The following is a 23330-nucleotide window of genomic DNA, read 5'->3' on the forward strand; positions in this document are numbered from 1 at the left end:
AAACCGTTCATCGGCCGGGCGATCGTGATCGGTCGGCACTCTCATTGATGCCGTCAGAAGGTACCTCCGGTACAAAACCGAGGGCGTCAAGAATATCCGAGAGCTCCTCTAGTTGGGCGGATGACGTTTAGTCCCGAAGACCCATAATCGAAACAAGACTTGACCCGTTGGACGATGCGGTCGAGTCAGCCGCAAGTCTGCTTTCGCGCATCAGAACAGGGTTCGGCAAACGCCTTGCGTGAGCGAAGAGCGCTGGCGCTGGCCGGCGGGTTAGGAGAGGGAGGAGTGTTGAAACGCCGTTGACGCCCCACTTAGGCAACTCCGCGCAAGCCACGGCACTTATTTGTATAGACATAAAGTCTTTATTGGATAGATTAAATTGGCTTCTGAAGCCAGGGTCCCCGTATGATGCGCTCATTGCTGCGCTTTTCTTCCCAGCGTGATCTGTTTTTCTCCCGCCACGCCTGCTTTCTCATCGTGGCTAGGAACTGCTCAATGGCCATGCCGATCAGGAGGCCGATAAACAGCGCGGCGATTCAGCAGTTCAGGCTTTTGGAAGTCTGCAACGGTTATACCGCCCGAAGCGACTACTGCGGCCGCTCTGATGATAAGCCAAGGCGCTGTGAACAGCACCGACCTTTGGCGATAGTGCATGCCCCTCTCCAGATTTCGCCAAGATAGTAGAACGCGCGGAGGACGCGCGAAAAGTCACCCAAAAGCATTAGGTTCCGCGGACGCCGAGCCAGAAGCTATTGCATTCGAAATGCCTGGGCGGAAGGTTCGATTCGGTGTTGTCACATAAACCTGCTGTCAGTGAGTGGGCGTAGAGGTGGTGGGATGAAGAATTCAACCATTAGCTACAAGCGTCACCGTTTCCCGCAACAGATCATCGCCCATGCGGTCTGGTTGTACTTTCGGTTCCGCTGAGCCTGCGCCTGGTCGAGGAATTGCTGCTGGAGCGCGGCATCGTCGTTTCGTATGAAACGATCCGGCGATGGGGTCGGAAATTCGGACCGGCCTACGCGAAGCAAATCCGTCGCCGGCGGCCGTCGCACCGGGACGTCTGGCATCTGGACGAGGTGGTGGTTTCCATCGCTGGCCGCAAATACTGGCTTTGGCGTGCCGTTGACCAGACGGTTATGTTCTCGACGAGATCGTTCAAAGCCTGCGCGATACGAAAGCCGCGAAGCGATTGCTGATCAGGCTACTGAAGAAAGCAGGCATGCCGCCTAAGCGGATCATCACCGACAAGCTCCGTTCGTATGGCGCGGCCAAGCGTGAGGTTATGCCGGCTGTCGAGCACCAGGCCCACAAGGGTCTCAACAATCGAGCGGAAAATTCTCATCTGCCGCTCCGAAAACGAGAGCGGATGATGCAGGGTTTCCGATCAGCCGGCAGCCTGCAGCGGTTCATCTCGATCTTCTCGGCGCTCCGAAATCTCTTCGTCACCCGGCATCACAAACGATCCGCCCTGGCCACTCACATTCACCGCATCCGCGCAATAGCGCATTGGAAAGTCGCGACGGGCGCGGTTGCCTGATCTCAGAGCGCCGCGGGGCTAGTTCGATCACCGCTCGATAACGTGACAACTCCGATGGGGCAGCAGGTCTTCAAGGCGCTGGGCACGATCAAAGATGCGATGCCTGTGATGACCACGCCGCCGACCGTGACCGATCGGCAGGGTGCGACGAAGCTTGTTGTCCAGCACGGCAAAATTCGTTTCGAGAACGTCCGCTTTGCTTATAAGTCGAACCGGCCGGTTATCGATGGCTTGTCGCTGACGGTCCACCCGGGTGAAAAGGTGGGGTTGATAGGCCTTTCCGGCGCCGGAAAGACGACGCCCGTCAGTCTGCTGCTACGTTTCTACGACATCCAGGAGGGCAGCATCGAGATCGACGGTCAAGACATTCGCGCCGTGAGTCAGGCCAGTCTGCGGCGAAACATTGGGGTCATCGCCCAGGATGTCGCGCTCTTGCACCGGTCGGTCGGCGACAACATCCGGTATGGCCGCCCCGAAGCAAGCCAGACAGAGATTGAGCAGGCCGCAAGGGCCGCGCAAGCCGATGCCTTCATCGCCGAACTGACCGATGGCGAGGGGCGAAAAGCTTATGAGGCGTTCGCCGGCGATCGTGGCATCAAGCTTTCGGGAGGTCAGCGGCAGCGTGTTTCGATCGCGCGGGTGCTGCTGAAGAATGCGCCAATTCTGATTCTCGACGAGGCAACGTCCGCCCTCGATAGCGAGGCCGAGGCAGCGATCCAGGAAAAGCTCAATCTGCTGATGGAGGGTAAGACTGTGATTGCGATCGCCCACCGCCTGTCGACAATCGCAAGGATGGACAGGATCATCGTCCTGGATCGTGGTCAGATCATTGAGGAAGGCACGCCGGATGCGCTTCTGGAGCGAGACGGGCTCTATGCCCGTCTTTGGAAGCGGCAGACAGGTGGCTTCATACCAGAAGAACTGGAGTAGGTGCCATTCTGGGCACAGCACCCCTGGCTTGGTTCCGTTCACGGTTAGGGATGCAATCACTTTCTAGAACGTCGCTAAGCGGCAGGGGGAAGCATGCCAGTTGTTGTGTTGGTAGGTGCATCCGGTTCCGGAAAGACCACGATTGCCAAGGCAATCGCGGAGCGCTTTCAAGATGCTGTCGACGTGCTGTTTTTCGACAGCATTGGAGTACCAAGTGCCGTAATGGTCGTCGACCATGGATCAGTCGAAGGTTGGCAACGCGCCAAGACCATCGAATGGATGATCCGCCTCGCTCAAATTGCGGACACGCGACGAATGGTTATCCTCGAAGGCCAAACTCGCCTTTCATTCCTTGAGGAAGGCGCCTCGGCCGCGGGATGATTATTTGCCGATTCTCGTGGACCGCGATGATGCAACGCGAATCAGGCGGCTAACGGTTGACCGGCAGCAACCTGAACTCGCAAGCGCCGACACGATAAGGTGGGCGGAATACCTGCGACGGGAAGCTTTGGGCAGGGACTGTCAAGTCCTAGACACGTCAGAGTTATCGCCTGAACGAGGCGGTCTCCTACGTCGTGAAGCGAGGCTTGGGGGAGCCGCTATAACTGAAAGCTTCTTTTGGCTGCATTGAACATTCGTTATCCAGGTGCTGCGTCAAGCAACGGCCGTTTGGCGACCAGCATGCTGATATGGTGGGCCCGGCAGACTCGAACCCGCACCCAATCGGGTCGACCGCGCTTCTTTCTTACGGCCCGATTCAAGCTCTTGGTGACGTTGGCATCTTGTAATATTCCGTAAAGTACGTATTTTACGGAAAAATGGAGGTGCATGATGACATCCACCGTAACCGCCGCTGCGGTCTCCAAGAATTTTGGAGCCTATCAGGATGCGGCCGTGCGCGAGCCGTTAATTATCACTAAGAACGGCCGACCGCGCACGGTTTTGATCGCCTATGAGGACTATCTTCGATTGACGCGGCGCGAGCGCCACGTCGAGCTGACGAGCGCGTTGGATGCCGACGAACTCGCCGCAGTCGAAAAATCCACGATGGATCCCGGACTTGACCATCTCAACGCCGAATTGACGAAGGACAAGAATGCTGCCAGCTGAGCCGAAAGTCGGCTGGGTCTTCCGCTATTCCTATCTCTGGCACTGGCAGCATTTGGAAGGACGAGAAGAGGGGGACAAGGATCGCCCGGCGCTCGTTCTTGCCATCGTTGCCACCTTGGAAGATGGAACGCCGGTGGTCCGGGTCCTTCCGATCACGCATACGCCACCCTCCGACCCGGCCGATGCCGTCGAGATTCCGCCGGCGACAAAGCGTCGATTGGGGTTGGATGACGAACGCCCCTGGATTGTTTTGACGGAGAGCAACCGCTTTGCCTGGCCAGGGCCGGACGTCCGACCGCTCGACACGGAAAGCGGCTACCACGGCCCGTTGCCTCCGGCCCTGTTCGAAGAGGTGAAGCGTCGTTTTGTCGGGCTGGCGCGCAGCCAAAGACATCAGGCGACCCCGCGTAGTTCCTAAAAGCGATTTGTTCCGGCAATTTCTGCAAAATGGCGCATCGCATGACGGTCCCGAAAAGACGGGACGGCAATCATGCGGTTCGCCAGCATCTTGCGCCGAACTCCCGTAAAGCAACCGTCAAGCCGAAGGGCAGATCAAACCTGGCAAAGGCTCGTTGCGCGTATGTTCACGGTCTGGGCCAAGCAGATCGCATAATGTATCGAGCGGAACCTCTGAGACCGCTTCTCTCAAAACTAAAGAGAGGAAAGCCGCTCAAGTGCATCGTTTGGATTGAATCCAAGGATTGCCGCTATCTCGAGAAGTTCTACGACATCGACCCGTCTTTGGCCGCTTTCAAGGCGGGCGACGAACGACTGATACTCGCCTAATTTGGCAGCGAGTTCCGTTTGCGTCAGGCCTGCGGCCTCCCGCTTTTCGATAAGAAGCGCGATAAGCGCTTTGTGCCTCGCCGTTCCAAGCGTTTTGGCCACGATTGCCCACCTTGTTCAAGATGGGGTCTTCATCTATATCTGATTTTCAGTTATCTTAAATTCAGATAATCGTGACTGCACGAACCAGCGATAGATGGAGTGTCGCGATGGAACTTCGCCAGCTGAGCTATTTCGTTGCGGTTGCCGAGGAGCTGCATTTCGGCCGGGCGGCAGCACGGGTGCATATCGCCCAGCCGGCTTTGAGCTGTCAGATCCAGTCGCTGGAAAAGGAACTCGGCGTTCGCCTGCTGGAGCGCTCGACGAGAAAGGTCGAACTGACCAGGGCAGGGGAGATCTACTACGATCGCTGTGTGAGGATCCTGGGCGATGTTGATCTGTCGGCCGCGGTGGTGCGCTCGGTTGCCGGCAAGGCGAGGCGCAAGATCAGGATCGGAACGGTCTACCCCGCAACGATTGGTCTGCTGCCGGCATTCATCGCACGCATCGGCCGCAAGTATCCCGATATCGAGCTGCATATATCCAGCGGCTCGACCAACGACATCATCCGCGGGCTGGAGAACGGCCAGATCTCGGCTTCATCCGCCCGGTCGAAAACATCGGTTCGCTCCGGTTCTTCTCGATCGCGCATGAGCGCTACCTGCTGGCGGTGGAGAAAAACGGCGCGCTGCTTGCTAGAAGCGAGATCGGCATCGAGGACCTGAAGGGGGAGAAGATCATCTCGTTCTCGCGCCAGAACCTGTCTTTCACCGAGCGCTACTTCACTGAAAAGTTCGAGGAGCACGATCTGTCGAAGAACGTTGCCTATACCTTTGACGACACCTTCTCGCTGGTGTCACTGGTTTCGGCCGGTCTTGGCATCGGCTTTGCGCCGGAATGGACGCTGGATCTGCCCAACCGCAATTTCGAGCTCAGGAAGGTAAGGGGCGTCGACTTCAGGATCGGGCTCGGGGTTGCGTGGTCCAAGAACGATCCGACGGCTGCCCGTGATGACATCATTGATATCGCGCGCTCGCTGGTCAGGGCGGGTCGGTGAGCGGACCAAACCAAAAGTCCATGACAGCTGGCAGTTCCCCCGCAGGGACAGCGGCGACTGCCGACGAATAGATCGGTTGCCGGTTAATTTAGTGTTGCCTCACGGAGAGGCTTATATGTCCATGAAAAGCATGTCGCGGCCCCGCCATCCAAAAGGCGCCTGGCACAGTGTGCCCTGTCGTGAAGCGCTTCAATCAAGCCGATGGTGGGTGCAGCCTCGTATCGAGGGCGAAGACCTCCTGGAACTTGAGCCCATAAGCGCCTGCCGCAACGCTCGCCACGAAAATGAGATTCCAGCTATGCGTCGACACCGCGCTCGGGATCGCGATAAAACCATGCCGCCGAAGCAGATCGTCGCCGAAGGCCTGCTGGCCCGCACTTGGAATGCCCGGACGCAGCCAGTTCGGATTGGGAACGTTCACAGGATTGACGACATGCACAGCGGCGGTGTCGGTGATGACGGCCGCCGTCAGCATATGGGGAACCGTGTCGAGTGCGCGAAATCCCTTGTGAACGGCGACTTCGAGGATTGCCGTCGACGGATCGATCGAACAGTAGACAGCCCGAACACCTTTGCTGTTCCAGCGGCCTCCGACCCGGTAGGCGCCTTCGCCGCTATCCCACGTCGATGCAAAGCTTGCCTGATCAAGCCGCCAGGCAATCAGCTCGGAATCGCCAAGCGCAATCGGCAATGGCGTCATGCATAGACGCCGTATTCGAGCCGTTCGAGATAATCCTCGACCAGTTCGACGCCCGCCGGCGTGCCGAGAAGATCGATCGGACGATGCTGATCGAGCCCGATCGCCGGACGCTCCAGCCATTGTTCTGCCTCCGCCTGCGTTCCGAAGACATCCGTCGCCTTTGCCAGTATCTCGGCAAACTTCCAGGCCCGACCGCTCTGCTCCTGGCTCAGCGGTTTGGAGGGCGCATCCTTGCGTCGCTGCCATGTCCTCAGGCTCATGCCGACGGCTTTTTCCAGAGATTCGGTCTTGCCAATGAACACCAGTTGCCCGACCAGATGATCGACTGCCGAGGTCGGTAAACCATGCAGTAGGAGCTCATGCGCATCCAGCGCACTCGTCAGCCGGCGCGACAAGATACGGGTACCGCCAAGCAGCGCCGCAACTTTCTGCAGTTCTCCGCCGATTCCTTCAGGAAAGACCTTCTCCGCTGCGACTGCCATCATGCATCTCCTGTGTCATCTGTCGTTTTAAATATGACAGCTGACGCCACATCTTTCAAGAGTGCGAGCCGTGTGTCGTTTGCACCGCCTTGCACGCCTTCGCCTGCCCTCGCCCCCGCGGCTCAATCTGGAGGAAATTCTTAGTGGGGGTCAGTAGCCCTCCAACGCCGTATCGCCAACCTTTCAGCTACGCAAGAAGCCGTGTGTACGGAACCAGGCCACTTCATCACGCAGCGTTTCGGTGACCGGCCGGAACTCCAGGCGGCGGCGAAGGCAATACCCGCAAAAAGCCCCATAAAATCGCCCGGATAGCTCAAGCTTGGCACCTCTTACGATTAAATGCAAAACGACACTCCACGCAGAGGGTCGTGGGTTCGAATCGGTTCAAGAGCTCCAGAACAAATGACGTGACGCGTCGCCTCGAGAGCTGTGCTGTACACCAAATCTGCCGAACAATTAAGGGACCGACACATTTTCTGCTGAGATCGATCATCAACTGATCCAAGACGGCACGCAAAGACTCGCCTCCGCTCGCCATAGCCGGATAAACGCTTCACCGGCTTTAACGGCCCCGACGGCCTGTACTAGGCCTCTTGCGATGCGTTCAGGCTATCGACGAGCAAATCCCCCGTCGCAAGGATGTGCTTGCGAAGCGCATCGCATGCTCGTTCGGTGTCGCGCAGTCTGCATAGCTCCAGGATTAACCGATGTTCGGCTTGGGATTGCTCGAGGTGGTGGGTCTCTGCCCAGGTAAATCTCAGATACCGCTCGAAATTCATCCTCAGATTCTCGATCAACTCTAGCGTACGCGTCCTCTTAGCCGGCGCATACAAGAGTGCGTGGAAACGAGCGTTCAGCAGAATCTTTGCGTCCACAGACTCGGATGCGTCAAGCTCATCCAGTACCAGCTCGCATTGAACAAAGTCGGCGCGCAGCATGTTGGGTATTGCCCACCGCAGTGCCTGACACTCTAGGAGAGCGCGAAGTTGGGAAACCTCCCACGCTTCCTCGGCACTTAGAATCGCCACACTCACTCCCCGCCTGGGTTCTGCTTTAAGAAAACCTTCGGCTGTGAGCTGCTTGAAAGCTTCTCTAACGATCATCTGGCTGACCCCGTAGTGGGTTGCGATAGCATCCTGGCGAAGTCGCTCACCTCCGCTCAGCCGATTGTGCAGGATGGCTGCGCGCAATTCATCCGTGACCACTGCAGCCGCCGAACGATTCCCGCCGAGATTTCCTTGTTGCAGGCTGTCCGAGTAGTTCACAATTTCCGTCCTGTGAGATTAGCGATAATCTTTAATGATGCGCCTGTCGCGCGGTTCTCTATCTCGTCTAAATCGCTCGTAAAGTCAAGGAAACCAACGGCTTGTTTTGCGTGTGGCGTGGTTCTGAAACGTGAAACCGGTCAAAAATCGCCCAATTGATTGTTCTTAAATTGTCGATTATCGCTAATTCTAGTTACAACAACCGTGTGGGTTTTCTGATGCTACGACTTAACGATTTTGATGCTGTCACCTTTGACGTCTATGGGACTCTGATCGACTGGGAACCATCCATCGTAGCCTGGTTGTCCAACTGGGCGGATGACCTCGGCGTAAAAGCCAGCGGTGAAGAGCTGATCATGGCATTCGATCGGGCTCGTGCTGAGATTCAGAAAGAGCGGCCCGCACACCGCTATCCAGAAGTCCTTCGCCGGTGTTTCGACCGCATTTCCGGCGAGTTTGGCGTGGCTGTAGATCCCGCGCGCCGGGACGCATTTTCCAAGACGCCGCATCAGTGGCCTGCCTATGCCGACACGTCCTCGGGATTGAAGGCGCTGCAGGCGCGCGCGAAGATCGGCGCTCTTTCAAATATCGACAACGCGTCGCTCACGTCCTCCTGCGAGAAGATGGATATCGAATTCGATATCGTCGTCACCGCCCAGCGCGTCGGTGCCTATAAGCCGAGCTGGGAGCATTTCAACACTGCTCTTGCGGATTTGGCAGCGGAGGGCATTCCCCCCGAGCGTGTTCTTCATGTCGGCCAGAGCCTGCGTGCCGATATCACTCCAGCGAACAAGCTTGGACTGAAAAGCGCTTGGATCAACCGTCCGGAACGATTTCTCGGCCTTTCTGGCGAGGGAGCCGCCGAAGCTCGACCCGATCTTACTGTCGAAAGCTTGGCCGAATTGCTCGAAGCAATCGGCTGATAGTTCTGCAACAACGAAAAGGGGAATGACATGAAAATAAGAGCTCTTGGGACTATTGCAGCACTTGCGCTTACGCTCCTTCCGACATCGTGGGCGTTGGCGCAGTCGGTCGATGGAATCGTCGACCGCATCAAGGAAAAGAACACGATTTCAATCGGTTACCGTGACGCGTCGATACCCTTCTCTTATGTCGACGAGAAGGGTCAGCCGCTCGGATACTCAACCGACATCTGCATCCAGGTGGCGGCGACGGTGAAGAAGGCCCTGAACCTGCCCGAACTCAAAATCGAGTGGGTACCGGTGAACCTTCAGAACCGCATCCCATTGGTGGCAAACGGGACCGTCGATATCTCTTGCGAGTCGGCCGTGAACACAGTCGGCCGGCAGTCGCAAGTTGACTTCTCCAGTCCGTTCTACGTTTCCCACACCCGACTCCTTGTGAAATCGGGCTCGGGAATTTCGGAGCTCGGCGATCTAAACGGCAAGTCGATCGCGCTTTCGATCAATTCCGTGCCGGAACGCTTGATCAAGGCACTGATCGAGACAGATCAACTCAATATCCGGATCGTCCCGGTCAAGGACAATTCCGAGGGCTTTCTTGCATTGCAAACGGGGCGAGCCGACGCATTCTCCACTGATGACATTCTGCTGTTCGGACTCCGGAATAAGGCGCCGAACCCATCGGAATATGAGGTCGTGGGCAAACCGCTGTCCTACGATAGCTATGGCTTCCTCGTACAGAAAAACAGCACCGCCTTCCTCAGCCTGGTGAATGCAACACTTGCGCGTTTGTCTCGTGATGGCGAACTGGAGAAGCTCTACGCCAAATGGTTCGACCCGATGGGCGTGCCGCTCTCGCCAGACCTTGCGACCATCTTCCACGTCATTGCCATCCCCGAATAAGGGGCTGGCATTAGGTCGCGTTACCGGAGGGATCGCAGCGATGAATTACGCATGGAACTGGGCCGTTCTGATATCCGAGCCTTACTTGCAATGGCTGGGTTGGGGCACGTTGATGACGATCCTGATCTCGCTCGTCTCTTGGGCGATAGCTCTGGCGATCGGAACCATTGTGGGTACGTTCCACAGCACAGGAAACTCCCGGATCAGGCTCTTTACAAGCAGCTACATAAGCCTCTTCCGAAATATTCCGCTGCTGCTACAGATGTTCCTCTGGTTCTTCGTTGTTCCGGAATTGGTTCCGGATGCGATAGGCACGTGGTTGAAGCGTGACCTGCCGCATTCGGAAGTTGTCACAGCCATTGTCGCACTGGGCCTGTTTACCGCTTCCCGCGTCGCCGTGCAGGTCAGCGCAGGCATTGTTGCTCTTCCGCGCGGTCAAGGCATGGCGGCGAAGGCGGCCGGGTTATCAACTGCACAAGCCTATCGGCTCGTGCTGCTTCCCCAGGCCTTCCGCCTCATTGTGCCGCCTCTGACATCTGAGTTCCTGACGATCTTCAAGAACTCGTCGATTGCCATGACCATCGGTGTTTTTGAGCTGACTGCACAGACGCAACAAATCGAAAGCTTCACTTATCAAGGATTCGAAGCCTTCACGGCGGCCACAGTCATTTACATGTCGATAGCCCTCGTCGTCACGATGTTCATGCGTCAGGTCGAGCGTCGTACGTCCATTGGAAACACTTGAGGGAACAGAACAATGTCGGGATTCGATTTCTCTGTCATAGCCGACTCACTGCCGTCACTCAGCAGCGGCTTAGCTATGAGCTTTATGTTGACGGCAATAGCTATGGCGGGTGGTCTCATCCTCGGTCTCATCCTCGCCATCGTGAGACTATCGAACATACGCTTCGTCAGCACTATCGCCGCACTTTATGTCAACGGCTTCCGCGCGGTCCCGCTGATCCTAGTCATCTTCTGGTTTTACTTTTTGGTTCCGTTGGTGATTGGGCGTCCCGTCGGTGCTCTCTATTCGGTGATCATCGCCTTCGTCATGTTTGAGGGTGCCTACTACTCGGAAATCCTTAGGGCCGGGATGCAGAGCGTCCGCCGCGGGCAATGGCAGGCGGCAAAGGCGAGCGGCTTGAGCTTCTTGCAAACCGTCAGGCTGGTTGTGCTGCCTCAGGCCCTGAGAAAGATGGCACCGCTGATGGTAACTCAGGGCGTTATCCTCTTCCAGGACACGTCATTGGTCTACGTGGTCTCCCTCCACGACTTCATGACCTCCGCAAGCATTGTTGCGAACACGCAGAACCGCATGGTCGAGATGTATGTGTTCGCAGCGGTTGTCTACTTCATCCTGTGTACGCTTGGCAGCACGCTCGCCGAGCGACTGAAACGCAACCCCACTCTCGCCTGAGATATCGGCAGAGCTTGGCGGTTCTCTCACCTACGACTGGATACCTCTATGTCTTCGCGTGAAATGATCAGGGTTGAAAATCTGTCCAAAAGCTACGGCCAACTGCGGGTCTTGAACGACTGCAGCCTGACCGTTCAGCGTGGAGAGGTTGTCATCGTTTGCGGGCCCTCTGGGTCTGGCAAATCCACCTTTGTGAAATGCCTAAACGGGATCGAACCTTTCCAGTCAGGGATGGTGACGATCGATGGTCAGGCTCTGGCCACAAAGGGCAAAGAGGCGGCAAAGCTTCGTGCACGCGTCGGGATGGTTTTTCAACATTTCGAACTCTACCCGCACCTCTCTGTCCTCGATAACATTTGCCTCGCACAGGTCCATGTTCTCAAACGAAGCCGCGACGAAGCAGTGAGCAAGGCTCAGGGTTTGCTCAAGCGCGTCGGTCTGCTCGACAAACAGCAATCCCACCCCGCCCAACTGTCCGGAGGGCAACAACAGCGCATTGCTATCGTGCGAGCCTTGGCGATGGATCCCATCGCTATGCTCTTCGATGAACCGACGTCTGCTCTCGACCCGGAAATGATCGGTGAGGTCCTCGCCGTGATGACCGAACTCGCGCAGGAAGGGATGACCATGATCGTCGTCACGCATGAGATGGGCTTTGCCAAAGCTGCGGCGGATCGCATGGTTTTCATGGACGGGGGCGCGATCGTTGAAGAAGCGGAAACCGCTCGATTCTTTGCCGATCCCAGTTCCGAACGTGCTCGCCTTTTCCTCTCCCGTATCCTGGTACACTGAAATGAACGGTTTGATTGCTCCCACATTCGACGACATCCTTGACGCCCGCCGGTCGCTTGACGGCGTCGCATTTCGGACGCCGCTTTTGCGGTCCGAAAAGCTCGATCAGTTGACCGGCGCGAACGTCTTCATCAAATGCGAAAACCTCCAGCGCACCGGCGCATTCAAGTTCAGAGGCGCTTATACCTGCCTTTCCCGCTTGGATCGCTCGGCATTTCCTGGTGGCGTTGTTGCGTATTCCACTGGCAATCATGGCCAAGCCATCGCAACGGTTGGCCGGATGCTTGGCATAGCTGCAACCATCGTTATGCCGAGCGATGCCCCCGCGATCAAAATCAGCAAAGCGCGCGAGAACGGTGCCAAGGTTGTGCTCTATGACCGTCAGACCCAGTCGCGCGAGCAGATAGCCGCTGAAATTGCCGAAAAGTCGCCGGTCGCGATCATACCGCCTGGCGACAACCCATTTATTATCGCAGGCCAAGGCACGGTTGCTGCGGAAGCTCTCGAACAAGCCGGGAACGTCGCGATTGACGCCATCATGGTACCTTGCGGTGGGGGTGGCCTATCGGCGGGAACTTGTCTGGCCGCAAGAGCGGCTCATTCTCGCGCCGAAATCTGGGCAGTCGAACCGAAAGGCTTCGATGACACAAGGCGATCGTGGGTAAGTGGCAACCGTGAAGTTAATCCTGCCCTCAGCGGTTCCATCTGCGACGCGCTTCTCGCGCCCACACCTGCCGAGCTGCCGTTCTCCATTAACCGCCAAGGTCTGTCGCAGGTGCAGGTCGCATCCGACCAAGAGGTCCTGCTCGCGATCCGTTATGCTTTCGAGGAGCTTCGGTTGGTCACCGAGCCAGGTGGCATCATCGCCTTGGCCGCGCTTTTGAACGATCCGCAGGCGGTCCGCGGCAAGAATGTCATCGTCATCGTCTCCGGCGGCAACATCGAGCCGGCGGTTTTCAAGCAAGCACTCGACACCGACTATACGTCGTCGCTTTCGCATTAATTTTTGTTCTCGAGGTTGAAATGGTTTCCATCATCGAAAAGTTCGCAACCCTCGCTACCGACAATGCGCCGGGGCAGGAAGTCAGACAAAGCGCAGGCAACATTCGCGACTTGATGCGCGGCGACGAAATCCCTGGCAGGCTCGTCGATTTTTCGCACGGCGACGTCGATGCCTTCACTCCAACACCTGGCTCATTCGAGCGCTTCTCCGAAGCAGTGGAGGTCGGCGGTCGCCAAGCCTACACCGAATATCGCGGCTCGGCTGACATACGGTCCGAATTGGCGCAGCGGCTCGAAGCGTTCACAGGAGCCCCGGTTTCCGCCGATGAGGGCATTATCCTAACTCCAGGAACGCAAGGTGCGTTGTTCTTGGCAGTCGCCGCAACCGTCTCCGACGGTGATAAAGTCGCGATCGTACAGCCGGACTATTTTGCCAACCGCAAACTAGTCCAGTTCTTTGGCGGGCAGGTGATGCCGGTCGCTATGAACTACCTGAACGCCACGGCTGAGGCTGGCTTGGATCTCTCTCAATTGCGCGCCGTGTTTGAGGCGGGGGCCAAGACTTTCCTTTTTTCCAACCCGAACAATCCGACTGGAGCGGTCTACTCGCAAACAGAGATCGACCAGATCGTATTCCTGGCCCGGGAATTCGGCATCACCGTCATTGCTGATCAGCTTTATTCCAGGCTGCGCTATGACGGTGAAGACTATACTCACATCCGCGCCCGCGGGCTGCCGACGGAACAGGTCCTGACAATCATGGGCCCGTCGAAAACGGAGTCGCTCAGCGGGTATCGTCTCGGAGCAGCGTTTGGCTCTCCGACGATCATCAGCAGGATGGAGAAGCTGCAGGCCATCGTCTCACTGCGCGCTGCAGGTTACAACCAAGCGGTATTCAGTACCTGGTTCAATGAGCCAGAGGGCTGGATGGATGAGCGCATTCGGCTGCATCAGGCCATCAGGGACGACCTGCTCGAGGTGTTCCGAAGTGGCGGTCTTGAGGCCCGCACGCCGCAAGCCGGAAGTTATCTCTTTCCAACATTGCCGCCCCTCTCTGTGAGCCTACAGGATTTCGTCCGGCTGCTGCGGCATCAAGCAAGCGTTATCGTCACGCCCGGAACCGAATTCGGCCCCCATGCTAACAGTGTTCGCCTTAACTTCTCCCAGGATCATGCCGCCGCTGTCGAGGCTGGTAGGCGCATCGTCGAGATGGCGCGTCGTTACAGGAGGTAGACAAATGACTGATCGAAATGCGCCTCAACCACAGGGACAATACGTTCCCGCAAAAAGGCATGGCGATCTGATCTTTGTCTCGGGAATGACCTCGAGAGAAAACGGAAACTTCTTTATATGGGGCAGGTGGAGTTGGACACACCGGTCGAAACATACCGGATTGCGGTCGAATTGGCGGCGGAAAATGCATTGACCGCTGCGAAATCCCAACTGATCGCGGGAGAACAAATGGCGGTTCTAAGCCTGACTGTCTACGTCAACGCGCCAGTGGGCTACACTCTTCACAGCCGGATTGCTGATCTTGCGTCGAGGTTCATGGAAGAACATACTGGGGGCGCGATATCAAGCCGGGCTGCTATCGGGGTGAGTTCGTTGCCCGGAGACGCGACTTTCGAAGTGTCGATCGTCGCCGCTGCTGATCGCTATTCTCCGCTTCTGGTCGGGGTCGGGGTCCGGGTATCCTAATCTGAGCCTTCGAACCACGCAGTTCAGGCAGGCTGCACTGGCCTGTCGGCGGCTTGTTGCCCAAATGTTCACTTTCGGTCCAAAAAGATTATAATGTATCGTCTGGCACTTGCCCAGCTTCCCGGCGCTGGCCGCTCTTTCTGAATAGCTTAGTAATGGCCGTTTGGCGATCCGTATGCTGGTATGGTGGGCCCGGCCCGACTCGAATCTGAAAGAACGAATTTTGTGCAGGGGGCCGACGTGGGTGCGCCTCACTATCTCCCCCCTTACTCGGGCTCATTCCTCGACGCCGTCAGAGGGCCGTCCCGAATACTACGTATCGCGGTTTCCTCAGCGCCGATGCTCGGTGGTAAAGTCGAACCGGAGGTCCTTGCCGCATTCGCCGACGCGACAAAGCTGCTCTCAGATCTTGGTCACGAAGTCGTCGAGGCAGCGCCCCAAGTCGACGCGGAGGCATTCTCACTATCGTTTCTCACCATGCTCGCCGCGGAACTGCGTGTGGACATGGAAGACGCGGCTGATGCGGCCGGTGTTCCGATCAGGGTCGAGGATTTCGACGCTTCCACGATCGGCATGGGCCTGCTCGGACAGGCTTTCTCCGCAAGCGATCTTGCAAAGGCCCTGCGCTACCTCAAGCTGGCGGCGCGCGGCGTCAGTTCCTTCTTCGAAACCAGTGACGTGCTGATGACGCCAGTGCTTTCGCGTTTACCCCCGCCGATCGGGGCGCTCCAGCCTTCCCCTCAAGAGAAGACGATCATCCGGGCGATCGGCCGCGCCAAGGCCGGTTGGTTGCTTCGAAAGCTTGGGATTGCCGAACGACTTGCCGCAGATACGTTCGCCTTTATGCCCTGGACGCCGGTGTTCAACGTGACCGGACAGCCTGCAATGTCGGTACCGCTTTTCTGGACGGACGGCGGTTTGCCGATCGGCACGCATTTCGTCGGACGCTTCGGCGATGAGGCAACATTGTTCCAACTCGCTGGCCAACTTGAACGGGCGCGACCATGGTCTGACCGAAAGCCGCCTCTTTGCAGGTGAAGGACGACACGACCGCTCGACGAGATTGAAGGCGTATAATCGCATAAAGTATCGTCTGGAGCACCTTTGCTAACAGCGAGCGCGGCCAAGAGGCTAGAGGCACCCGCATGTCGCTCGCAAAGAGGATCGCATTGACGACCTATCAAAGCCTCATTCAACTAAGTTGCAGACAATATTCTTGTGAAAAACCGTTCCGTGGGGCACAATTTATAAACGCAACTGAAACTGCGGCGCTCCCTGATATCCGGCCATCAAGCGCCGCGGAATAGTTCGCGCGGGAGAGGCTGCGTCATGGGCCAGGGGTTCTTCCTTCTGTTTGCTGCGGGGGCCGTAGTTACCGCCCTTACGGTCGTCCTGGCACGGAACCCTGTTCACAGCGCATTGGCGCTGATGGCGTGTTTCCTGCAGATCTCGGCAATCTTTGTTTTGCTTGAAGCGCCGCTGCTCGCAGTGGTGCAGATCTTCGTCTATGTCGGCGCCATCATGGTCCTCTTCCTGTTCGTGATCATGATGATCGACGTGCGCGAAGCGGTACTGCAGCGGTTTGTGCCAGGGCGAAATCTGCCCGCACTCACCCTTCTCGTCCTGCTTGGGGTCGAGATGCTTGCGCTTGTGCTCTGGAGCGGCCGTTTTTCGGCGGTTGAGCCCGTCGCGTCGCGCGGCGGCGACCAGGTGAGGCAGCTGAGCACGGTCCTTTTCGCCGATTATCTCCTGCCGTTCGAAGTCGCTTCGATCATTCTTCTCGCGGCACTCGTTGGTGCAATTGTGCTCGCCCGGAAGGAGACCGGGTGATGGTTCCGCTCTGGTGGTACATTTCGCTCGCCGTGATCCTCTTCGTGATCGGAGCCGCGGGTGTGCTGCTGAGGCGCAACATCCTGGTCGTCCTGATGTCGCTGGAGCTTATGCTCAACTCGGTCAACATCAATTTCATCGCCTTTGGACGGTACTACGGTGACTTTCGCGGGCAGATCTTCGCGATCTTCGTCATCGCCATCACCGCGGCGGAAGTTGCCGTCGCCCTCGGCATTCTGGTCGCCCTCGTGAGGAACAAGCCCACCCTCAAGATCGACGACGTGACGACGATGAAAGGATAGCGGCTTGGATCCGGTGCTATCAATCCGGCCGCTACTTGCCGTCGCCGTCGCAGGACTGGCGGCACTGGCAGTTCTCCTCTTGAACAAGCACGACAAAATCCGGGACGCCGTCTCGCCGCTTGCCGCGGTCGTCATGTTCGCGATCGTCATCTCGATGGCACCCACGGTGCTTTCGGGTGGTACGCTCGATCTCCGTCTGTTCGAGATCCTGCCGGGCATCGCCTTCGCTTTCCGTGTCGATGCGCTCGGCATGGTGTTTGCCACCGTTTCCTCGCTGCTCTGGATCGTCGCAGCGGTCTATTCCATCGGCTACATGCGGCACTTGAACGAGCACGCGCAGACCCGCTTCTTCGCCTGCTTCGCCGCCAGTCTCGCCGCCGCCGTCGGGGGTGCTTTCGCGGCTAATTTGTTTACGCTGGTGATCTTCTACGAGGTTCTGAGCCTCGTGACCTATCCGCTCGTCTACCACCACGAGGATGAAGAAGCCTGGGCAGGCAGCCGAAAGTATCTCGTCTACCTGATGGGCGCATCGAAAAGCGTGCTTCTTGCCGCGCTGGCGCTGACCTATCAGATTGCCGGATCGCTCGACTTTGTGCCCGGGGGCCTGCTGGCGAAAGTGGATACCTCGGCGCCGCTGCTGACGGTTGTCTATTTCTGCTACCTTTTCGGCTTCGCCAAGGCCGCCGTGATGCCGATGCACGCCTGGCTGCCCGCCGCAATGGTTGCACCGACGCCGGTGAGCGCGCTCTTGCATGCCGTGGCCGTGGTCAAGATGGGCGTGTTTTCCGTGTTGCGGTTGGTGTTCGATGTCTTCGGCGTGGATCTGGTCGCAAGGCTGGGGCTCGGCATCGCAACGGCCTATCTCGTCTCCTTCACCATCCTTATGGCGTCGATCTATGCTCTGACCCGCGACGACCTGAAGGCGCGGCTTGCCTATTCGACGGTGAGCCAGCTCTCCTACGTGGTGCTGGGCGCGGTGCTTTTGTCTCCGGTCGCGATGATCGGCGGCATCATTCATATCGCCGTGCACGCCTTCTCCAAGATCACGCTCTTCTTCTGCGCCGGATCGATCTACTGCGCCTCGGGAAAACGAAACATCAGCGACATGGCCGGCATCGGCCGCCGGCTGCCCTGGACGATGGGAGCCTTCTTCGTCGCTTCGCTGAGCATGATCGGCGTGCCGCCAACTGCGGGCTTCGTCAGCAAGTGGTATCTTGCGCTTGGCTCGGTCGAAGCAGGCGAGATGGCTTTCCTCGTCGTCCTATTGGCAAGCTCGGTGCTCAACGCCGCCTACTTCCTGCCGGTGAGCTATATCGCCTTCTTCGGAAGAGAGCCGCCGCAAGGGGCAGAACCTGTCCGGGAAATTCCGCTGGTAACGATCCCGCTGGTGGCGACCGCTGCCCTGTCGGTGCTGATGGGCATCTTCCCAGGTTATTTCATCGCCTTGGCGGAAGGAGTGGTCAGATGATGAGGCACATCGTCGATTTCTTTGGCGACGAGCGCTATGCGCGGCCTCGCCGCCGGTTGTTTTATCTCGTGCTCGTTCTGATCGTCGCCGCCGATTTCCTGGTGCCGCGCGACCACGCCGAATATCTGTGGGACCGCTTGCCCGGCTGGTCGGCGGCTTATGGTTTCGGCTCCTGCGTGCTCATCATTTTCGTTTCCAAGTTCCTCGGCCACCAAGTCGGCCTCATGCGGCGCGAGGACTACTATGATTGACTTCGTCCATCCCGGCCTGCTGTTCATTCTCGGCGCCGTGCCGATCCCGTTCCTGAAGGGATGGGTCCGCAAGGTCTTTCTGGTGCTCGTTCCTGCTCTCGCCATCGTCGCGGTGTTGACGATGGAGCCAGGCAGTTATGGCGCGGCGCGCGTCTTCGGGCAGGAAATCCTGTTTGCAAAGGTCGACAAGCTCAGCATCGTCTTTGCTACCGTCTTCACCATCATGGCGCTGATCGGCATGGTTTACGCGTTGCACCTGCCGCGGGCAGGTCAGCATATGGCGGCCTTCGTCTATGTCGGCAGTGCGCTGGGCGTGGTGTTTGCCGGTGACTATCTGACCCTCTACCTCTTCTGGGAGGGCATGGCGTTCGCCTCGGCCTATCTGGTCTTCGCGCAAGGGGGCGAACGCGCGATCCGTGCGGCCTTCCGCTATCTGATGGTGCACGTCACGGGCGGCGTCGCTCTGCTTGGTGGCATCGTGCTCCACGGGTTCGCCGCCGGTTCGTTGCTCTTCGGCCCGATCGCCGGAGGCGGTGCCGCGGGACCAACGGATATGGGCGGCTATCTGATCCTTGCGGGCTTTTTGCTGAATGCTGCGGTGCCGCCGCTGAACGCCTGGCTGACGGACGCCTATCCCGAAGCGACCGTCACAGGCGCGGTGTTCATGAGCGCCTTCACCACCAAGACGGCCGTCTACGTGCTGGCGCGCGCATTTCCGGGGACCGAGCTTCTCGTCTGGCTCGGTGCTGCGATGGCACTCTACGGCGTCATCTACGCGGTGCTTGAGAACGACTGTCGGCGGCTGCTTGCCTATCACATCGTCAGCCAGGTGGGTTACATGGTGGCGGGCATCGGGATCGGCACTGAAATGGCGGTAAACGGAGCCACCAGCCATGCCTTCGCACACATCCTTTACAAGGCGCTTCTCTTCATGGGGGCAGGGGCGGTGATTGAGGTCACCGGACGGCGGAAACTGACCGAGCTCGGTGGGCTCTACAAAACCATGCCGCTGACGGTCGCGCTCTATATGGTTGGCGCCTTCGCGATCTCAGCCTTTCCGTTCTTCTCGGGTTTCGTCACCAAGTCGATGGTGATCGCCGCCGCCGGTCAGGATCACAGGGCACTCGTGGTTCTGGTACTCACGATGGCATCGGCGGGCACGTTCCTGCACACGGGCCTCAAGCTGCCTTACTACATGTTTTTCGGGCCTGATCGAAAGCTGGAGGCGCGCGAGCCGCCCAGTAACATGCTGATTGCCATGGGTATGGCGGCACTGCTTTGCATCGCGATTGGTGTGTTCCCGGGACCGCTCTATGCGCTCCTTCCCTATCCGGTCGCCTTCGAGCCCTATACGGGCGCGCATGTCACCGAGAGCCTCGGTCTGCTGATGTTTACCGCACTGGGCTTCGTGCTCTTGCTGAAAGCGCTCGATCCGGAAAATACCATTAGCATCGATACGGACTGGTTCTACCGCAAGGGCGCGCGAGCCTTCCTGTGGCTCGCCGAGAAACCGCTGGCGCGATACGAAAAGGCAGTGAGCAATGTGTCAGACTCTGTGGTCCTGCCGTTATTGCACGGGACGGCGCGCGCCGGACTGCGGGTGGATATCAACGGCGTCGATGCCGCGGTGAACGGGCTTGCCCGCGCCATCCTTGCTGGCGGCGGCGCGTTGCGGCGGTTGCAGACCGGCATGGTCACCCACTACGCGCTGGCGATGATCGCCGGCGTGATCGCGGCGATCACTGTTTTTGCCGTCGTGTGGCAGTAGGGGGTGTGATGGCGTTCCCGCTACTCAGCCTGATCGTCTTCGTACCGGCCGCCGGGGCGGCGGTCGTGATGCTTCTGCGCAGCGACGAGGCGGTGCGGTGGGCAGCACTCGCCTTCACCTTGCTCGACGTGGCGCTCGCCATTGCGATGCTGTCCGGTTTTAATACCGGGAGCTCAGAGATGCAGTTTGTCGAGAAGCACCCGTGGGTGCCGGCGCTTGGCATAACCTTTGCGCTCGGCGTCGACGGGATCAGCGCGCTCTTCGTGTTCCTGACCGCGCTTTTGGGCTCTGTCTCGGTGCTCGCCTCATGGATCGCCATCGACCGCAAAGTGAAGCAGTTCATGGTCTGCCTGCTCGCCATGCAGACCCTGATGTTGGGTGTGTTCATGGCGCTCGACCTGTTTCTGTTCTATGTCTGCTGGGAGGCGATGCTGATCCCGATGTATCTGATCATCGGGGTCTGGGGCGGCGATGGCCGGGTCTATGCGGCGTTCAAGTTCTTCCTCTACACCCTGGCGGGCAGCCTCCTGTTCCTGATCGGCGGCATCGTTCTTTACTTCGAGGGTGGCAGGACGTTCGACATCCTCGCCTTGATGGCACTCGACCTGCCGTTCGACATTCAATCCTGGCTGTTTTTTGCCTTCCTCGTCGCATTCGCGGTCAAGGTGCCGATGGTCCCGCTCCATACCTGGCTGCCGGACGCCCATGTGCAGGCTCCGACGGCCGGCAGCATCATCCTTGCCGGCGTACTCCTGAAGTTGGGGGCCTATGGGTTCCTGAGGTTCTCGCTGCCGATGCTGCCGGAGGCTTCAGTCTATTATTCGACCTTGATGATGGCACTCTCGGCACTCGCGATCGTTTATGGCGGGCTGCTTGCCTTGGCGCAGGACGATTTGAAGAAGCTGGTGGCCTATTCCAGCATCAGCCATATGGGCTTCGTGACGCTTGGGATTTTTGCCCTCAACCCGCTCGGGCTTCAAGGCAGCATCCTGCAGATGTTCAATCACGGCGTGACGACCGGCGCGCTCTTTCTGTTCGTCGGCCTGATCTACGAGCGCACCCATACCCGCAGCATCGCCGACTATGGCGGCTTGATGAAGGTGGCTCCCGTTTACACCGGATTCCTGGCGCTGTTCGTGCTGTCGTCGATGGCGTTGCCGGGAACGAACGCGTTCGTGGGCGAGTTGCTGGTTCTGTCGGGCGGGTTTGCGGCCAACCTCACCCTTGGCGCAGTCGCCGTATTGGGCGCATTGCTGAGCGCGGCCTATCTGCTTGGCATGTACCGGAAGGTGGCGCTCGGTCCGCCGACCGTCGGCGCGCGGTTCAAGGTTCGTGACGTCAACGGCCGCGAACTGGTGGCGATCCTGCCGCTTGCCGTCTTCGTGCTTTGGGTCGGGTTCTACCCCAAGCCCTTTCTCGCCATCATCGACAGCTCGGTCACGCATCTTTTGCAGCAGGTCCACGACAAGGGGAACGGCCCATGACCGCCGCAGCGCTCCTTGCGTCGATCCTTGTAAGCCTGCCCGAAATCATCGTGATTGTCGGGTCCTCAATCCTGTTGATTAGCGGGCAACTCTTGCCGAAGGGAAAGGACGCTCTTCTTGTCTGGGCGTCGGTCGCGGTCGTGCTGCTTGCCGTCCTGGCGACATTCACGCTGTCAGGAGAGGCGCAGCCGGCCTATGCGGGCATGTTCGTCGCCGATCCCTTCTCCATCTTCTTCAAATCGCTGTTCTACCTGTCGATCCTGCTCACGTTCCTGCTCTCGCGAAACTATGCCGATATCGAAGGGATCGGGGGCAGCGAATACTATGTCCTGCTGCTGCTTGCGCTTGCCGGCATGATGATCATGGCGTCTGCGACCGATCTCCTGTCGATCTATGTTGGTCTCGAACTGATGGTGCTCTGCACATATGTTCTGACCGGCTTCCTTCGGCGTGAACAACGCTCAAACGAGGCGGCGCTCAAATACGTCATCCTTGGCGCCGTCTCGACCGGGATTTTTCTTTACGGCGTCTCGCTGGTCTATGGCCTTACCGGCACGACGCAGCTGGACCGGATGGCGGCGGCAGTCAGCAATGATCCGCTTGATCCGGGTTTGCTTTTGGCGGTCGTGTTCATCGTCGCGGGGCTGGTCTTCAAGATTGGCGCGGTGCCGTTCCATATGTGGGTTCCGGATGTCTACGAGGGTGCCCCGACGACGATTACCGCCTTCATGTCCGTCGGGCCCAAGGCGGCAGGCTTCGCGGTGATCCTCAGGGTGTTCCTCAACCCGTTGGTCGCAAGCTCCAACGTCTGGATCATACTGGCCGTTATCGCGGTGGTGACGATGGCGCTCGGCAGTTTCGTGGCGCTGGTGCAGGATAACTTCAAGCGCCTGCTCGCCTATTCCAGCATCGCCCATGCCGGCTTTGCCATTTTGGGCATCGTGGCCGGCGGTGCGGACGGGATCGCCAGCGTAATGCTCTACCTTCTGATTTACACTTTCATGAACCTCGGCATCTTCGGCGCCGTCATCATGATGCGCAACGGCAATTTCTCGGGCGAAGTCATTGAGGACTATTCCGGCTTCGCCAAGCTGCATCCGGGGCTGGCGCTGTTGATGTTGCTCTATCTGTTTTCGCTGGCGGGCATTCCGCCGACGGCAGGCTTCTTCGCAAAGTTCTACGTGCTGGTCGCGCTCGTCGAGCGTGGTTTCGTCCTTTTGGCGGTGATCGCGGTGCTCCTGAGCGCCGTCGCCGCCTATTTCTACATTCGCATCGTCATGGTGATGTTCATGCGCGAACCGGTGCGGGCGTTCGAGCCAGCCCTGACGCCCCTGGTCGGCGCGGCTCTCGCCGTCACGGCCGCCGGCACGATTGGCATCGGCCTGTTTCCCGCCTGGTTTCTGCGGCTCGCCCAGCAGTCGGCCTTCGGCGGCTGAGCGATCGCATTTGCATTGGCCTATCCGACAGAATAAACTAGCGGTTTAGGAAAGGAATGCCCAAAGTCGCTTCTCCGGGGCGACCGCGTTACCGGCCCGAAAGAGCCGATCGCGGCTTGACCAACGCTCCGATGGGTGACCGGGCTG

The 23330-nt window shown here is 58.5% G+C and carries 23 protein-coding genes and 5 pseudogenes; 22 read left to right on the plus strand and 6 right to left on the minus strand.

Annotation, left to right across the window (positions count from 1 at the left end; translation table 11 throughout):
* Window positions 1-7: 7 nt before the first annotated feature.
* Both OVA00_RS40095 and OVA00_RS32160 read right to left on the minus strand, forming a co-directional pair.
* Window positions 8-121 (minus strand): annotated as a pseudogene (locus OVA00_RS40095) (hypothetical protein); the annotation flags it as partial.
* Between the two features lie 259 nt (window positions 122-380).
* Window positions 381-654: pseudogene (locus tag OVA00_RS32160) on the minus strand (DUF2726 domain-containing protein); the annotation flags it as partial.
* 183 nt (window positions 655-837) lie between these two features.
* On the opposite strand from OVA00_RS32160, the pseudogene OVA00_RS32165 reads away from it, so the two are divergent.
* From OVA00_RS32165 to OVA00_RS32185, 5 genes and pseudogenes are all read left to right on the plus strand, one after another.
* Window positions 838-1540 (plus strand): annotated as a pseudogene (locus OVA00_RS32165) (IS6 family transposase).
* 54 nt (window positions 1541-1594) lie between these two features.
* A pseudogene (locus OVA00_RS32170) lies at window positions 1595-2470 on the plus strand (ABC transporter ATP-binding protein); the annotation flags it as partial.
* Window positions 2471-2563: 93 nt separating this feature from the next.
* Window positions 2564-2851 carry an AAA family ATPase gene (locus OVA00_RS32175; protein WP_268090421.1) on the plus strand — a complete coding sequence of 96 codons (288 nt, stop codon included), beginning with the start codon at window positions 2564-2566 and terminating at the stop codon, window positions 2849-2851.
* 450 nt (window positions 2852-3301) lie between these two features.
* A complete protein-coding gene (locus OVA00_RS32180) occupies window positions 3302-3580 on the plus strand; it encodes a type II toxin-antitoxin system Phd/YefM family antitoxin (protein ID WP_058328843.1) in 279 nt (92 codons plus the stop codon).
* A complete protein-coding gene (locus OVA00_RS32185) occupies window positions 3567-3998 on the plus strand; it encodes a plasmid maintenance toxin (PemK-like) (protein WP_268090422.1) in 432 nt (143 codons plus the stop codon). The genes OVA00_RS32180 and OVA00_RS32185 overlap by 14 nt, the downstream gene beginning before the upstream one ends.
* 233 nt (window positions 3999-4231) lie before the next feature.
* On the opposite strand, the gene OVA00_RS32190 is transcribed toward OVA00_RS32185, so the two are convergent.
* Window positions 4232-4468: a helix-turn-helix domain-containing protein gene (locus tag OVA00_RS32190; protein WP_112773382.1), complete on the minus strand. Its 237-nt coding sequence runs from the start codon at window positions 4466-4468 to the stop codon at window positions 4232-4234.
* 107 nt (window positions 4469-4575) lie between these two features.
* Here OVA00_RS32190 and OVA00_RS32195 point away from each other — a divergent pair.
* Window positions 4576-5462 (plus strand): annotated as a pseudogene (locus OVA00_RS32195) (LysR family transcriptional regulator).
* 193 nt (window positions 5463-5655) lie between these two features.
* Here the strand turns inward: OVA00_RS32195 and OVA00_RS32200 are convergent.
* From OVA00_RS32200 to OVA00_RS32210, 3 genes are all read right to left on the minus strand, one after another.
* On the minus strand, window positions 5656-6162 hold the full coding sequence (locus OVA00_RS32200; RefSeq protein ID WP_268090423.1) for an RES family NAD+ phosphorylase: 507 nt from the start codon (window positions 6160-6162) through the stop codon (window positions 5656-5658).
* Window positions 6159-6644, minus strand: a complete 486-nt coding sequence (parS, locus tag OVA00_RS32205) for a type II RES/Xre toxin-antitoxin system antitoxin (protein WP_112773384.1) — start codon at window positions 6642-6644, stop codon at window positions 6159-6161. The genes OVA00_RS32200 and parS overlap by 4 nt, the downstream gene beginning before the upstream one ends.
* A 584-nt stretch (window positions 6645-7228) precedes the next feature.
* Window positions 7229-7909, minus strand: coding sequence for a GntR family transcriptional regulator (locus OVA00_RS32210; protein ID WP_234824664.1), 681 nt, complete (start codon window positions 7907-7909; stop codon window positions 7229-7231).
* 155 nt (window positions 7910-8064) lie between these two features.
* Between OVA00_RS32210 and OVA00_RS32215 the strand changes: the two genes are divergently transcribed.
* From OVA00_RS32215 to OVA00_RS32290, 16 genes are all read left to right on the plus strand, one after another.
* Entirely contained in the window at window positions 8065-8832 is a 768-nt protein-coding gene (locus tag OVA00_RS32215) for an HAD-IA family hydrolase (RefSeq protein WP_268090424.1), read from the plus strand.
* 30 nt (window positions 8833-8862) lie between these two features.
* Window positions 8863-9735 (plus strand): amino acid ABC transporter substrate-binding protein, encoded by an 873-nt coding sequence (locus OVA00_RS32220; protein ID WP_112773386.1) that lies wholly within the window; start codon window positions 8863-8865, stop codon window positions 9733-9735.
* A 40-nt stretch (window positions 9736-9775) separates the two neighbouring features.
* Entirely contained in the window at window positions 9776-10480 is a 705-nt protein-coding gene (locus OVA00_RS32225; protein WP_112773387.1) for an amino acid ABC transporter permease, read from the plus strand.
* Window positions 10481-10492: 12 nt separating this feature from the next.
* The gene (locus tag OVA00_RS32230; protein WP_112773388.1) at window positions 10493-11152 is read left to right on the plus strand and encodes an amino acid ABC transporter permease; all 660 of its coding nucleotides are present in this window, start codon (window positions 10493-10495) and stop codon (window positions 11150-11152) included.
* A gap of 63 nt (window positions 11153-11215) precedes the next feature.
* The gene (locus OVA00_RS32235; RefSeq protein WP_146749616.1) at window positions 11216-11944 is read left to right on the plus strand and encodes an amino acid ABC transporter ATP-binding protein; all 729 of its coding nucleotides are present in this window, start codon (window positions 11216-11218) and stop codon (window positions 11942-11944) included.
* Window positions 11859-12947: a threonine ammonia-lyase gene (locus tag OVA00_RS32240; RefSeq protein ID WP_268090425.1), complete on the plus strand. Its 1089-nt coding sequence runs from the start codon at window positions 11859-11861 to the stop codon at window positions 12945-12947. The genes OVA00_RS32235 and OVA00_RS32240 overlap by 86 nt, the downstream gene beginning before the upstream one ends.
* Before the next feature lie 20 nt (window positions 12948-12967).
* Complete coding sequence (locus OVA00_RS32245) at window positions 12968-14179, plus strand: pyridoxal phosphate-dependent aminotransferase (protein WP_268090426.1); 1212 nt, start codon at window positions 12968-12970, stop codon at window positions 14177-14179.
* 117 nt (window positions 14180-14296) lie between these two features.
* A complete protein-coding gene (locus OVA00_RS32250) occupies window positions 14297-14644 on the plus strand; it encodes a RidA family protein (protein ID WP_268090427.1) in 348 nt (115 codons plus the stop codon).
* 183 nt (window positions 14645-14827) lie between these two features.
* The gene (locus OVA00_RS32255) at window positions 14828-15682 is read left to right on the plus strand and encodes an amidase family protein (protein ID WP_255381658.1); all 855 of its coding nucleotides are present in this window, start codon (window positions 14828-14830) and stop codon (window positions 15680-15682) included.
* A 291-nt stretch (window positions 15683-15973) separates the two neighbouring features.
* The gene (locus OVA00_RS32260) at window positions 15974-16474 is read left to right on the plus strand and encodes an NADH-quinone oxidoreductase subunit J family protein (protein WP_034796791.1); all 501 of its coding nucleotides are present in this window, start codon (window positions 15974-15976) and stop codon (window positions 16472-16474) included.
* A complete protein-coding gene (nuoK, locus tag OVA00_RS32265; protein ID WP_060529633.1) occupies window positions 16474-16776 on the plus strand; it encodes an NADH-quinone oxidoreductase subunit NuoK in 303 nt (100 codons plus the stop codon). Before OVA00_RS32260 ends, nuoK begins: the two co-directional genes overlap by 1 nt.
* A gap of 4 nt (window positions 16777-16780) precedes the next feature.
* Entirely contained in the window at window positions 16781-18244 is a 1464-nt protein-coding gene (locus OVA00_RS32270; RefSeq protein ID WP_268090428.1) for a monovalent cation/H+ antiporter subunit D family protein, read from the plus strand.
* Window positions 18241-18495, plus strand: a complete 255-nt coding sequence (locus OVA00_RS32275) for a hypothetical protein (protein WP_255381653.1) — start codon at window positions 18241-18243, stop codon at window positions 18493-18495. Before OVA00_RS32270 ends, OVA00_RS32275 begins: the two co-directional genes overlap by 4 nt.
* A complete protein-coding gene (locus tag OVA00_RS32280; RefSeq protein ID WP_268090429.1) occupies window positions 18488-20263 on the plus strand; it encodes a Na(+)/H(+) antiporter subunit D in 1776 nt (591 codons plus the stop codon). The genes OVA00_RS32275 and OVA00_RS32280 overlap by 8 nt, the downstream gene beginning before the upstream one ends.
* Window positions 20264-20271: 8 nt before the next feature.
* Complete coding sequence (locus tag OVA00_RS32285; protein WP_268090430.1) at window positions 20272-21747, plus strand: complex I subunit 4 family protein; 1476 nt, start codon at window positions 20272-20274, stop codon at window positions 21745-21747.
* On the plus strand, window positions 21744-23183 hold the full coding sequence (locus OVA00_RS32290) for an NADH-quinone oxidoreductase subunit N (protein WP_268090431.1): 1440 nt from the start codon (window positions 21744-21746) through the stop codon (window positions 23181-23183). The genes OVA00_RS32285 and OVA00_RS32290 overlap by 4 nt, the downstream gene beginning before the upstream one ends.
* The last annotated feature ends 147 nt before the right edge of the window (window positions 23184-23330 follow it).

Origin of the sequence: Ensifer sp. SL37 (assembly GCF_026672675.1) — a bacterium.
Lineage (GTDB): Bacteria > Pseudomonadota > Alphaproteobacteria > Rhizobiales > Rhizobiaceae > Ensifer > Ensifer adhaerens.